At 58.9% G+C, this 13363-nt stretch carries 13 protein-coding genes; 12 read left to right on the plus strand and 1 reads right to left on the minus strand.

The features are described 5' to 3' along the window. The first annotated feature begins 28 nt into the window (after positions 1 to 28). On the plus strand, positions 29 to 1426 hold the full coding sequence (gene cysG, locus GZH79_RS06585) for a siroheme synthase CysG (RefSeq protein ID WP_211642994.1): 1398 nt from the start codon (positions 29 to 31) through the stop codon (positions 1424 to 1426). A gap of 235 nt (positions 1427 to 1661) precedes the next feature. Here the strand turns inward: cysG and GZH79_RS06590 are convergent, their stop codons facing one another. After that, entirely contained in the window at positions 1662 to 2018 is a 357-nt protein-coding gene (locus GZH79_RS06590) for a PepSY domain-containing protein (protein WP_211642995.1), read from the minus strand. 383 nt (positions 2019 to 2401) lie between these two features. Between GZH79_RS06590 and GZH79_RS06595 the strand changes: the two genes are divergently transcribed. The 11 genes from GZH79_RS06595 (at position 2402) to GZH79_RS06645 (ending at position 13360) form a co-directional block, all read left to right on the plus strand. Then, complete coding sequence (locus tag GZH79_RS06595; RefSeq protein WP_211642996.1) at positions 2402 to 2992, plus strand: hypothetical protein; 591 nt, start codon at positions 2402 to 2404, stop codon at positions 2990 to 2992. A 298-nt stretch (positions 2993 to 3290) separates the two neighbouring features. Beyond that, on the plus strand, positions 3291 to 4784 hold the full coding sequence (locus GZH79_RS06600) for an alkaline phosphatase (RefSeq protein WP_211642997.1): 1494 nt from the start codon (positions 3291 to 3293) through the stop codon (positions 4782 to 4784). Positions 4785 to 4927: 143 nt separating this feature from the next. Then, a complete protein-coding gene (locus tag GZH79_RS06605; RefSeq protein ID WP_211642998.1) occupies positions 4928 to 5365 on the plus strand; it encodes a hypothetical protein in 438 nt (145 codons plus the stop codon). Continuing rightward, positions 5352 to 6059 carry an ABC transporter ATP-binding protein gene (locus tag GZH79_RS06610; protein WP_211642999.1) on the plus strand — a complete coding sequence of 236 codons (708 nt, stop codon included), beginning with the start codon at positions 5352 to 5354 and terminating at the stop codon, positions 6057 to 6059. Before GZH79_RS06605 ends, GZH79_RS06610 begins: the two co-directional genes overlap by 14 nt. Next, complete coding sequence (locus GZH79_RS06615) at positions 6052 to 7371, plus strand: FtsX-like permease family protein (RefSeq protein ID WP_211643000.1); 1320 nt, start codon at positions 6052 to 6054, stop codon at positions 7369 to 7371. Before GZH79_RS06610 ends, GZH79_RS06615 begins: the two co-directional genes overlap by 8 nt. Before the next feature lie 16 nt (positions 7372 to 7387). Beyond that, a complete protein-coding gene (locus tag GZH79_RS06620; protein WP_211643001.1) occupies positions 7388 to 7864 on the plus strand; it encodes a copper chaperone PCu(A)C in 477 nt (158 codons plus the stop codon). A gap of 335 nt (positions 7865 to 8199) precedes the next feature. Next, positions 8200 to 9312, plus strand: a complete 1113-nt coding sequence (locus GZH79_RS06625; protein ID WP_211643002.1) for a transporter substrate-binding protein — start codon at positions 8200 to 8202, stop codon at positions 9310 to 9312. An 11-nt stretch (positions 9313 to 9323) separates the two neighbouring features. Further along, positions 9324 to 9899: a hypothetical protein gene (locus GZH79_RS06630; RefSeq protein ID WP_211643003.1), complete on the plus strand. Its 576-nt coding sequence runs from the start codon at positions 9324 to 9326 to the stop codon at positions 9897 to 9899. After that, positions 9896 to 10807 (plus strand): ABC transporter permease, encoded by a 912-nt coding sequence (locus tag GZH79_RS06635; RefSeq protein WP_211643004.1) that lies wholly within the window; start codon positions 9896 to 9898, stop codon positions 10805 to 10807. The genes GZH79_RS06630 and GZH79_RS06635 overlap by 4 nt, the downstream gene beginning before the upstream one ends. Then, positions 10807 to 11727, plus strand: coding sequence for an ABC transporter permease (locus GZH79_RS06640; protein WP_211643005.1), 921 nt, complete (start codon positions 10807 to 10809; stop codon positions 11725 to 11727). Before GZH79_RS06635 ends, GZH79_RS06640 begins: the two co-directional genes overlap by 1 nt. Positions 11728 to 11746: 19 nt before the next feature. Further along, on the plus strand, positions 11747 to 13360 hold the full coding sequence (locus GZH79_RS06645; RefSeq protein WP_211643006.1) for an ABC transporter substrate-binding protein: 1614 nt from the start codon (positions 11747 to 11749) through the stop codon (positions 13358 to 13360). Positions 13361 to 13363: the final 3 nt, after the last annotated feature.

The following is a 13363-nucleotide window of genomic DNA, read 5'->3' on the forward strand; positions in this document are numbered from 1 at the left end:
ACGGCGAGACCACTTTGAAAGGATCATCATGAAAAGCTTTCCCATGTTCATCCGCACAACCGGTCGCCGCGTCGTCGTGGCGGGCGGTGGCGAACAGGCAGCGCAAAAGGCGCGGCTGATGCTCAAGACAGATGCCACACTGGTCCTGCTGGCCCCCGCGCTGGACGCCGAACTGGCCGATCTGGTGGACAAGGGACGTGCCACGCAGGATGCAGGGCCGATCACGCCTGACAGCTTTGCCGATGCGGCACTTGTCTTTATCGCGACCGGCTGCCCCGGTCTTGACGCTGCCCTGCATGCAATCGCAAAGGCAGGCGGTGCGCAGGTCAACGTCGTGGACCAGCCCGCGCTGTGCGACATGACAACGCCGTCGCTGGTGGACCGCGACCCGGTCGTTGTCGCCATCGGCACCGAAGGCACCGCACCGGTGCTTGCACGTCAGATCAAGACGCAGATCGAACAGATACTGGACCCGACGCTTGGCAGCTTTGCCGCGCTCGCCGGTCGCCTGCGCGGGGCCGTGGCGGCCCATGTTCCCAAACCCGACCGCCGCGCATTCTGGCGCTGGGCCTTTGCCGACGGTCCATGGCAGTTGCATCGCAGCGGACAGGAACGCGCCGCCGCTGATCTGCTGAAACAGACGATCCAGACCCGCGCCCTACCGCCCACGCAGGGTCACATCGCACTGGTTGGTGCTGGCCCCGGTGCCCGCGATCTGCTGACACTGCGCGCCGTCCAGCGTTTGCAGGAGGCCGACGTGATCTTTTACGACCGGCTGGTCGATCCCGACGTGCTGGAACTGGCCCGCCGTGACGCGGAACGGGTATACGTCGGCAAGGTCGTCGGCGCCCACGCTTGGCCACAGGACCGTATCTGCGCATTGATCGTGTCCGAGGCCGTAAAGGGGCGCCGCGTCGTGCGTCTGAAATCCGGTGATCCCAGCATTTTCGGTCGCGCAACCGAGGAACTTGACGCAGCCCATAACGCTGGCATCCAGGTCGAAATTGTGCCCGGCATTACCGCAGCCAGCGCTGCCGCTTCCATCATCGGGCAGTCGTTGACGGAACGCGGGTCATCCAGCACGCTGGTTTTGACCACAGGAAAACACTGTGACGCCAATGCCAAGGAAACATGGGCGGATCACGCAGTGCCCGGAACAACGCTGGTTTTTTATATGGGCGTCAGCACCGTCAACAAGATTCAAAAATCATTGCTGGACAAGGGTATTGCAGGTGAAACGATAGTTTTCGTGGCCGCTGATGTCACCAGACCTGAACAATGTGTTCTGCAAACAACCGTCGACGCCCTTGCACGTGACGTTCTTTGCAGTGGGATCAACGGAAATGCGTTGCTTATGCTGCGGATTTCGTCTGCTGCGGCTTTGGACCAAAGCGCAGACGTAGAGGCAGCGCTGGCGTTGGCCTGAGTGCGTCACAAAATGCAAATGGCATTTGGCACCATTCGCCCGGGCCTAAAGCAATTCTTTACTGATGTGATGCTCAGCAATCCGGATATTGTCCGATCTTCTTCGGATACGGCTTTGCCGCAACACTGAATGGCAAAAAGAGGTGCCACCGATCCGGTCGCACCACTTTGGTAAATGGTCATCGATGGGATGGGTCTGCGACGGCCCTCAGACGATCAGAGCCGCGTCGCTCCGATCAGAACCAGTTGTCGGAAACATCCAGAATGGCCCCCGACACCGGGTCGAACTCGATCTCGACCTCATTGCCGTCTGGCGCGTAGGCCTCTACCTCGTAGCGGCCCCACTCCACGTCAAGATCGTGGATGTTGGTGTAGCCCATCGCCATCATGCGATCGACCGCTTCGGTGGTGGTCATGTAGGTGGGTGCCGCGTCGCCATAAATTTCGACGAACATCGTGTCGGCCGCTTCGTCAGCAGCTGTCATTTCTTCTTGCGTCACTTGGTCTTCCATCGTGGCATCGTCGGTCTGTGCCACGGCAGCGGTTGCCAGAAAAAAGCCGCAGGCGGTCGTGCTCAGGAATGCCTTGGTCATTGGTATGATCCTTTCTTCGGTTTGTGTGTGACAAAAACACACACCCTTTCTCTTGGTTCCCCAAAAATCATTCTTGCGGACGCGACCGACCGGGACCGCACCAAGCCAAGACCACCGGCACCGATTTCGTGAAGGAACTTCGGACGGCGCGCGATTGTTCAGCCCCTGAAACCCGGAAAAGAAAGGGAAATCCTTTTGCGACCGATGTCCACGCTGCGGCCCTTTTGGCGATGATTTGAACGTCGTCGCTGCGGTCTGACCAGCCAGACAGAAACTGGTTTCCCAATCCAATCGCCGGTCTGTTTCGTTCAGACAACACCATCCAAAGGAGAACAAACATGACATCCAGAACGCTTTTACGCCGCACCACTGTCGGTATCGCTATGATCGCCGCGCTCGCCACCACGCCGCTGACGGCGCAGGAAAGCGAGACGACCGCGCCGAGTGAAAGCCAGAGCCAGCCCAGCGCTTCTCAAATGATAAGCCCGGACCAGCTGGTTGCGTCGGTGGGTGAGACCGAAATCATCGGATCTGACGTCAGCGAATTCATCGAAAGCCTACCGCCGGGGATGCGCGAACAGCCGCCGGAAATGTTGATATCCATGGCGGTGCAGCAGATCGTGTTGCGCGAACTGCTACTGCAAGAGGCCGAAGCGCAAAACCTCGGTGAAGATCCCGAAGTCGAATCGATCGTCGCGCAGTCCGACGATATGACCCGCGATGACGCTATGGTCCAAGTTTACCTGACGCGCGAGATCGAGGACAGCGTGACCGATGAAGCGGTGCAACAGACCTATGATCAGATTGCAGAGCAGACAGAGGAAGACTTGCCGCCGCTCGAAGACGTTCGTCTTCAGATCGAACAGCAGCTTCAGCAGCAAACCGTCGAGGGTTTACGACAGGATCTCGCCGCTAACGTCGAAATCGTGTTCTACGGCCCCGATGGCGAACCGATGGTCGCCGGTTCCGACTGACTGAAGTCGGACAGGCGGTCAGATCGTGATTGCAGTCGCATTTTGCGCCGTCGCGGGCTTGTCCCCCGCTGCGGCTTAATTTTTTGAATCGTCTGCAAGCCTTTTGGCAAACCTTCTTCATTAATCATCAAAGCGGCGGATCTGGGTGACAGGACTGCGCAATTTTCAGCCGACCGATGACGCAAAATACGTTTCACCGGAATTAATTGGGATTTCACACCAGCGCCTTGGTTGTCACGGGGGTGTTACCAAGCACCGATAGCCCATCGGGTGTTTCACACCTGAAGGAGAAACTGTCGTGAAAACCTCATTCCTTGCAATCGGTGCCGCAATCGCCGCGTCCGGTGCAGCAGCCCAAGACTTGCCCCAAGCCAGCAGCGACTGGTTCACTGCCGGTCAGGCCACCATCGAAGCGCGTCTTGCGCTCGAACCCAACACCAATCGGGCCCGCAACGTCATTTTGCTGAACGCGGACGGCAACGGCGTTGGCACGAACTATGCCCTACGCCTGTTCGCGGGCCAGCAGGCCGGTGGCTTGGGCGACGATCATGTGCTGCCGCACGAGACGTTCGCGCACATGGCACTGGTCAAGACCTACACGACCAACGGGCAGACGCCCGATTCAGCCCCCACTGCTTCGGCAATGCTGACCGGCGTGAAAAGCAGGAACACGATGATCAACGTTTCCGAAAACGTCGCCGTCGGTGATTGCGCCAATTTGCCGGGTAACGAACTGACCACCCTGTCCCAGATTGCGGACGACATGGGCAAGTCGGTCGGCATCGTTTCGACCGCCCGCATCACACACGCGACGCCTGCCGCTGCCTATGCAGTTACCGCGAACCGCAACTGGGAAGACGATTCAGCCCTGCCCGAAGACTGCACCACGCAGGCCGACATCGCAGCACAGCTTGTCGATGGTATGGAAAGCGGCCTGATTGATCTGGCCATGGGCGGCGGACGACGTCACTTTGTTCCGGCCGGGACGGTCAGCGAAGAAGGCAACGAAGGCACGCGGACCGACGGCCGCAACCTGATCGAAGAGATGGAAGCGCTTGGCGCGCAATACGTCTGGAATGACGAAACCTTTGGCGCGCTGACCGAACTTGGCAATGCTCCGATCATCGGCCTGTTCCAGGATTCGCACATGATGTACGAACATGACCGGACAGACGAGCCATCGCTGGCCGAAATGACTGCCGCGGCTATCACCGCGCTTTCGACCAACGAGGAAGGCTACTTTCTGTCGATCGAAGGTGGACGCGTCGACCACGCCAACCACGCCGGCAACCTGCACCGCGTGCTGACCGACGGCGTGGCCTTTGCAGAAGCCGTACAGATGGCCATCGACATGACCGACGACAGCGATACGCTGATCATCGTGACCGCCGACCACGAGCACGCCATTGCCTTTAACGGGTACTGCGGCCGTGGTTCCGACATTACCGGCCTGTGCATGGGCATCGACAACGAAGGCGTGGAAAACACCGGCGAACCCAACCTTGGGTCCGACGGCAAGCCCTACACCGTTGCCGGTTACCTTAACGGTGCAGGTTCGGTGTTGATCGAACAAGAAGACGGCACCTATTCGGGCGAGCGTCCGGACGTAACCAACGAAGAGGCGATGGACCCCGACTACTTGCAGCAGGCGCTGGTGCCGATGTCGTCGGAAACCCATTCGGGTACCGATGTCGCGGCCTATGCGCATGGTCCTTATGCGCACCTTCTTGGCGGCACCATCGAGCAGAACGTGATCTTTCACGTGATGCATCACGCGATGACCGCAGAGTAAGCAACTTTTGCAGATGCAGCGGGCCCTGATTTCAGGGCCCGTTTGCGCTTGTCACCCCTGCCTGAGGCGCCGATCTTTGGTTGTGGTGCGATGTTATCAAGCTGTCACGTTGCTGCGCTATCCAGTTGCCAAAGGAAGAATCGATGCAAAACCTGACCCGGCGTTCCCTTTTGTCCCTGATCTGTGCGGCACCACTGGCGCTGCCCGGTCGCTTGTTCGCACAGGATGCCCCGATCAAACTGCGTGATCTTTACAATCGAGATATGAGCTTTTCCGACATTGCACTTGCGCATGAAGGCTTGCGCATCACGATCGCAGGGTTCATGGCGCCCCCCCTCAAGGCCGAATCCGATTTCTTTGTCCTGACAAAGATGCCGATGGCGGTCTGCCCCTTTTGCGAACCGGGAACCCCTTGGCCGGATGACATCCTTGCCGTCTACACCAAGCGTATCGTCAACGTGGTTCCCTTTAACGTCCCGCTAGAAACGACGGGCGTGCTGGATCTGGGCGAATACGTCGATCCCGAACTTGGTTTTTATTCCGAAGTGCGCCTGACCGACGCGGTCTATGGCCGTGCTTGATGCGGGCCAACATCCCGGTTTGCCGCTGGTGGTCACCGATCTTGATCTGCGCGGGATCGACGGGCGGCCTCTGGTGTCACTTCCGCGACTGAACGTCACCGCAGGTTCGTCCCTGGCGATACGCGGACCGTCCGGCGCAGGCAAATCGACGCTTCTTCATGCCTTTTCGGGTCTGGTGACACCTGCTGGCGGACGCGTCGTCTGGGGCGGGACCGACATTGCCGGATTGAGCGATAGTGCCCGCACAAGATTTCGTCGTCAGAACGTCGGACTGATTTTTCAGGATTTCCTGCTGTTTGAAGAATTGGGAGCGTTGGACAATGCGTCCCTGTCAGCCGCATTCGCACCGCGCGCCGAACGCGCAGCCCTGCGGGACCGGGCTGCCAGCTGGCTCAACCGGTTCGGCTTGGGCCAGGCCGGAACACGGCGCGCCGACAGCTTTTCAGGGGGCGAACGTCAGCGGGTCGCCGTGGCCCGTGCGCTGAGCAACGATCCCGCCGTGATCCTGGCCGATGAGCCGACTGCCAGCCTTGATCGTGCCACGGCTGACCGGCTGATTGATGATCTGGTCGCCCTGTCGCAAGATTCAGGGCGGACCCTGATCGTCGTGACGCATGACGCAACACTCGCAACCCGACTTGACCGTGTTGTGACCATGGCCGATGGCCGCATTGTAGAAGATTCCGATGAATAGCTTTGGCGATTTTTGGGCCGGTTTGCCTGCGGCGGCGCAGGATATCTTGGTCGTCGCGCTGCTGTTGTTGCCCGGCCTTGCGACCGGCTTGATCGTGCTGCGCGGCTATGCACCCGGGCGGCTTGTGCGGGCGATGTTGCGACGCTTCAGCGTCTCGAACGGCATATTTGTGTGCCTTATCGCGGTTTCGGTCGCGATCGGTGTCGGCCTGACCGCGCAGGAACGTGGTTTGCGTCAGGGCAGCGCGAGAGCCGCCGCCGCCTTTGACTTGATCGTTGCGGCCCCCGGCAGCGAAATCACCGTCATGCTGGCCGCTGTCTATCTACAACCATCGGACGTGCCGCTGCTGACAGGGGATCAATATACCCAGATCGCAACAGATCCTGACGTGACGCTGGCCGCCCCGATCGCGTTCGGCGATAGTTACGACGGTGCCCCAGTGGTGGGAACGACCGCCGATTTTGTAACGCACCTGGCCGGTGATTTGGCCGATGGTCGAATTTTTGCCACGTCTGCCGAAGCGGTCGCCGGGGCTTTTGCCCCGGTCGCGTTGGGCGAAAGTTTCACGCCCGCCCACGGCCACGGCGCCACAGCCGAAGACGCTGCGCATGCGGGATCGTCCTACACAATCATTGGTCGCATGGCCGCAACTGGTAGCCCGTGGGACCGCGCCATCCTTGTTCCAATCGAAGGCGTCTGGGAAGTTCACGGTCTGGCAAACGGACATGCGCCCGCTGCGGGGGACCAGATCGGGCCACCATTCGATGCGGCCTATTTCCCCGGAACCCCAGCGGTGCTGGTCCGCGCGGATGCGCTATGGGGCAGTTACGCCCTGCAATCGCGATTTACCCGCCCGGACATGATGGCGTTCTTTCCGGGCACGGTGTTGGCACAGATGCACAGCCTGATGCGCGACGTGCGAGAGGCGATGTCGCTGCTGGCGGTGGTGACGCAGGTTCTGGTGACGGTGTCGATCTTGGCCGGACTGGTCATTCTGACACGCATCTTTGCCCGTGGTCTGGCATTGCTGCGTGCCATCGGTGCAGGTCGGCGATTTGTCTTTGCCGTCGTCTGGAGCTACAGCGCGACGCTGATTGCAGCGGGATCTTTGCTTGGTCTCGGGCTTGGCTGGCTGGCCGCGATGGGCTTTTCGCATGTCATCACTGCACGCACCGATATCCTTGTGACCGCAAGTGTGACCTGGACAGAGGTCCAGCTTGTCGCAGGGTTTGTCAGCCTCACGCTTATTCTGGCCCTTTTACCGGCACTGGCTGCGACGCGCCGCCAGCTTCTGACCGATCTTCGCAACTGACTACAGGACCTCCATCATGCGCACTTTTAGCCTTGTCACCGTCTTCGCGCTTGCCACCACGCCATTGGCTGCACAGGACGATAATGACCACCTGTCCGAAATCGATGGCCTGCGCGTCGTCCATGCCTGGACCGCAGCCACCAGTGGCACCGAAGCCTTGATCTACATGGAAATCGAAAACAACATGGAAACCTTGCAGACCCTGACCGGCGCCGAGATCGAAAATGGTCTGACCGCTGAACTGGTGGGGTTTACCTATGTCGACGGCGTCGAAGCCTGGAAGGTGTTACCGGGCATTCCGATTGCAGCAGGCCAGCATCTTGACCTTGCGCCGCGCGCGATTGCGTTCCGGTTGTCCGGTCTGGATTCGGCACTGAACGTCGGTGATGAGGTCGAGATGGAGGTGATGTTCGGCGATCTTCATCTCGACGTCCATGTCGCAGTTGAAGCCGAAAGTGCGACCGATCACAGCCATGCCGGTCATAATCATTGATAACCCGTGTGAAAAAATCGGCCACGCGCACTTGTTATATCATGGCTCGCTGGCAGCATCTTAGCGACGCAACACGACTGCTTCGGGCCAGCAAGCAGCCCCATAAATGGCAAGCTTAATAAGAATCTGCTAAAATCGCTCGCTCGTCATCGATGATTTGCACAAAAATCTTGCATAGGGGTTCACTGCACCAGGAATTGCTTTGAACTCTTTACAGGTCGGTGCGCGTGGCGCAGTGTACTTGAAACGGCCGCCATGTCGGCCAAGGCAATCGAGCCTCGTATTTCTCTGTTAACGCAGGGATGCGGGGCTTTTTTCATTTAAAAGGGGTCAAAGTGGCTCTCAAACTGGGACTGATCTTTTCGACCAGCGGCAGCTACGCCGCCCTTGGGCAGAGTGCGCTGGCAGGCGCATTGGGTGCGATCGATGCCCTGAAAGAGTCTGGAATCGCAGACATTACACCCGTCATACGTGACCCTGGCGGTGACGTGTCCCGTTACGAAAAAGCGGCGGCCGAACTGTTGGATGACGGCGTCCAGCATCTGCTTGGTGCGATTACGTCGTGGAGCCGAAAGGACATGATCCCAGTGCTCGAACGTAAGGGCGGGTTGCTCTGGTATCCCTGCCCGTACGAAGGGTTCGAATGCAACGATCACGTGGTTTATCTGGGCACGTCACCGAACCACCATGTTTTGCCAGCCGTTGACTGGGTCGCGTCCAAAGGCATGCGACGCGCCTATCTCGTCGGGTCGAATTACGTGTGGGGCTGGGAAACGCTACGCCTTGCGCGCGAACGACTGCAAGCCGCAGGACTAGAGGTCGTGGGCGAGCGTTACGTACCATTGGGGTCAACAGATCATGCACATGTTGTCGATGAAATCTGCGCATCCCCGGTGGATTGCGTCATCAACAGTCTGATCGGACCATCCAATACGACCTTTATGCGTGATCTGATGGCCAGCGAACCTGAACGCAAAGCCCGGCCCGGCCACATCGTCAGCTTTAACCAGACAGAAGCGGATCTGGCTGAGCTTGGACCAGCCGCAGATGGTCTACTATCGGTCGGGAACTTCTTTGAGGAAGAGGCGAACGCCGCGCTGCGACGCGCGGCCCTTGCCTATGCGCCCAACGGTCGTGTTTCGGCCTTTCTTGCCAATGCATACGCGTCGGTTGAAATGTTTGCAGCAGGCGCAAACCTTGCGCGCAGTACCGACCCGCGCGCTGTGTTTTCCGCAGTTGCCGCCGCTCCTGTTCAGACGGCAATCGGCCCGATACAGGTCGATCCCGTGATGCGCCACGCCGCCTTTGCCCCCCGGATCGCGCTGGCTGACGCAGGACAGTTCCAGATCATCGAGCGGGCACCGAACGCCATTGCCGCAGATCCCTACCTTGCGAGGCAAAGCACCAGTTCCACCGCGCGTCGCGTCGACCTGAGGATTGTGAATTGAGATCATTCCCCTTGCATAACTTTGCCGGCCTCACAGCGATCGTGCTGCATCGCTCGGAAGAGCCTATGCGGAAGGTTGTGGAGGTTTGCGACCGTCTGGGGGTCCGGGCCGTGCCAAAGACCGGTGAACTGACAGCCGAAGCGGTTCGTGGCGCAGATATGATCATTCTCGACATCGACACCGGCCATGACGAGCAGTTTCCATGGGGGGTCGCAGATGCGCCAGTGCCGCTGATCGGGCTTGTTGGTTCTGAAAGTCCCGGCAGGCTTGCATGGGCGATTGGGCAGCAGGTCGACGCTTATTTGCCGATTTCAGCACTTGGAAATTTATTCTCTGCGCTTGTGATTGCGCATGAAACATTTGCAAGGAAAGCCGATCGAACGCGCCACGAACGTGAAATCGCCCGGCAGCGTGCGGGACGTCTCGACGTCATTCGTGCCGTTTTGCTTCTGATGCCGGAATGTCGCGACGAGGCTCTGGCGCTCAAGCAGTTGCGCACAATGGCGATGGTGGAACAGATAACGCTCGAAGAAGCAGCCGCGCGCCTTCTGTCCGAAAGACAGGTCAAGCGGGTGGACGGCCAATGAGCGTGACGCAAGACATTCGCCAGACCCCACCTGCACCTGGTTCTGGCAAGTCGCGCGCCCGCGTCGTGCTGGGTGAACTGTTGCGTCGACCACGTGCGGCTTTTGGCCTGATCATCATTGCATTGATGGTTTTCACCGCCGTGTTTGCGCCGTGGATTATGCCACAAGACCCATTCGAACAAAGCTTCGATGGCCTCAGCCTGATGGGCGGGCCTTTGCCACCAAGCGGTGACTATATTCTTGGGACCGATCTGCTGGGGCGGGATTTGGCGTCGCGTCTCATTTTGGGAACGCAGACGTCGCTTATCATTGGCGTCGTGGCCAACGGCATTGCTGTTCTTCTTGGTGCGGGCGTCGGGATCACCGCCGGTTACTTCGGCGGGTGGACAGCGGCTATACTCATGCGGTTCACCGACCTGATGATGGCGTTTCCGGCGTTATTGCTGGCCATCGTTCTGGCGGCGATATTTCAGCCGTCGCTCATGATCGTCGCGCTGGTCATTGCGATGGTCAACTGGGTTCAGATGTCGCGGGTGATCTACACCGAAACGCGCAGTCTGGCCGAACGGGAGTTTATTCAGGTCCAGCGTGCCATCGGCTCTGGTCCGTTCAGAATACTGGGCAAACATCTGCTGCCCCATTTGCTGTCTTCGATCATCGTATTCGGGACGCTGGGAATCTCGACGACTGTTCTTTTGGAGGCAACGCTGAGCTTTCTTGGCGTCGGGGTGCAGCCGCCAATGCCGTCCTGGGGCAACATCATTTTCGAAAACCAGACCTATTTCTCGACAGCGCCGTGGCTGGTGTTCTTTCCGGGACTTCTGATCGTTTTGCTGGCCTTGGCGTTCAACCTCGTCGGTGATGCGCTGCGGGACATACTCGATCCCACATTGAAGGGGCGGCATTGATGACCAGTTATCTCATCCGACGTCTGTTCGAAAGCGCGCTGATCCTGCTGGGGATTACATTCGTCACGTTTATCCTGCTGTATCTTTTGCCTGCCGACCCCGCGCGACAGATCGCCGGACGGTCAGCGACGGCAGAGACCGTGGCGAATATTCGCGACCAGCTTGGCCTGAACGATCCGCTTTTCGTGCAGTACTGGCGGTATCTGACCGGATTGCTTCAGGGCGACATGGGTCGATCCTATTTGCAAAGAGCCGAGGTTTCATCTCTCATTGCCGCGCGCTTGCCGGCAAGCCTGATGCTGATGGTGTCAGCGATCGTGACTGAATTGATTATCGGACTAACGATCGGCGTCGTGGCTGCCCTGCGCCGCAATCGTCCTGCCGATCATGGCTTGATGATCTTTTCCTTCGTTGCGATCTCGGCCCCGCAATTCGTGATCGGCATTTTGTTGCTTTATGTGTTCGCCGTGCAGTTAGGCTGGTTCCCGATCGGCGGTTACGGAACGCCCGCACATTTCGTTCTGCCTTCCATCACGCTCGGGCTGCTGGGCGCGGGGTGGTATTCACGGATGATGCGGTCATCAATGATCGAGGTTCTCAATCAGGACCTTGTGCGCACCGCGCGGGCCAAGGGCCTGTCCAAGATGCGCATCGTCACCCGGCATGTCATGCCGAATGCGATCCTGCCCATCATCGCGATGATCGGGATCGATATCGGCTTGTTCATGTCGGGAATCGTCGTCGTCGAAAGCGTCTTTGGCTGGCCCGGGATCGGTCAGCTTGCCTGGCAGGCCATCCAGCGCGTCGACATTCCCGTGATCATGGGGGTCACCATGGTCTCAGCTACTGCCATCGTCATCGGCAACCTTCTTGCCGATCTCGTGGCGCCCCTGATCGATCCCAGAATAAAGACGAAATAATCAACAGTGGAGAAAACAAATGAAGAAACTGCTTCTTTCAACAGCGATTGCGCTGACGGCAACCGGCGCGCTTGCGCAGGTCGATGAAAACGCACCGCAGGGCGGGGACATGGTCGTCACTTATCAGGACGATGTTGCGACCCTTGATCCCGCAATCGGCTACGACTGGCAGAACTGGTCGATGATCAAATCGCTTTTCGATGGCCTGATGGGCTACGAGCCCGGCACGACGATCCTGCGCAACGAACTTGCGGAAAACCATGAGGTCAGCGAAGACGGTCTGGTGCACACCTTTACCCTGAAAGACGGGATCAAGTTTCACAACGGGCGGGAAATCACGGCAGAGGACGTGAAATATTCGCTCGACCGTGTGACGAACCCCGAAACGCGTAGCCCCGGCGCCGGCTTTTTCGGCCAAATTGCAGGTTTTGACGCGTGGAATTCAGGAGAAGGCGAAGGTCTGTCCGGGATCACGGTGATTGACGACAAGACGCTTGAAATAACCCTGTCGCGCCCCGATGCCACCTTTGGCCACGTTATGGCGCTGAATTTTGCGTCAATCGTGCCGCGCGAAGCTGTGGAAGAGGCCGGTGAGGATTTTGGACGTCAGCCCGTCGGATCGGGCGCGTTTCAGTTGGCAGAATGGACGCCCGGCCAGCGGCTCGTGTTCGAGCGTTTCGAGGATTACCACCGTGCAGGTGTGCCAAAGTTGGACCAAGTGACATTTGAAATCGGACTTGACCCGACGGTCGCTTTGCTGCGGCTGCAGAACGGTGAAGCGGATGTGCCGGGCGACGGCATCCCGCCCGCGCAATTTCTTCAGGTCGTCAACGACGCAGAGCTTGAAGACCAGATTGTCGAAGGCGGACAGCTGCAGACAGGCTATATCACGATGAACACGCAAATGGCGCCGTTCGACAACGTCGACGTACGCAAAGCGTTGAACATGGCGATCAACAAGGACCGCATTGTCCAGATGATCAACAATCGCGCCGTTCCCGCCAACCAGCCGCTGCCGCCGACCATGCCAGGTTATGCAGAGGATTACGAAGGCTACGCCTATGATCCCGAAGCGGCACGACAGATGCTTGCAGATGCGGGATTTGCCGATGGTTTCGAGACCGAGCTTTATGTCATGAACGTCGACCCGAACCCACGCATCGCGCAGGCGATCCAGCAGGACCTCAGCCAGATCGGTGTGAACGCCGAAATTCGCAGCCTCGCGCAATCCAACGTGATTGCCGCCGGTGGCGAGGCAGATCAGGCACCGATGATCTGGTCGGGTGGCATGGCTTGGATCGCAGACTTTCCGGACCCGTCAAACTTCTACGGGCCGATCCTTGGTTGCGCCGGTGCAACCCCCGGCGGCTGGAACTGGTCATGGTACTGCAACGAAGAGATTGATCAGCGCGCGGCAGACGCCGATGCGATGGTCGGGGACGAGTCCGCGCGTGAAGAGGCATGGCGTCAAATCTACGTCGACATCATGGACGAAGCACCATGGATTCCGGTCTTTAATGAGCAGCGGTTTACGCTCCACTCTGAAAACGTCGCTGGCGATGACAGTCTGTTCGTTGATCCGGTCCACATCCCGGTCAACTACGACTACATCTTCTCGACCGAGGCGCAGTAATCC

The sequence above is a fragment of the Loktanella sp. SALINAS62 genome, from assembly GCF_018263905.1.
GTDB lineage: Bacteria > Pseudomonadota > Alphaproteobacteria > Rhodobacterales > Rhodobacteraceae > Loktanella.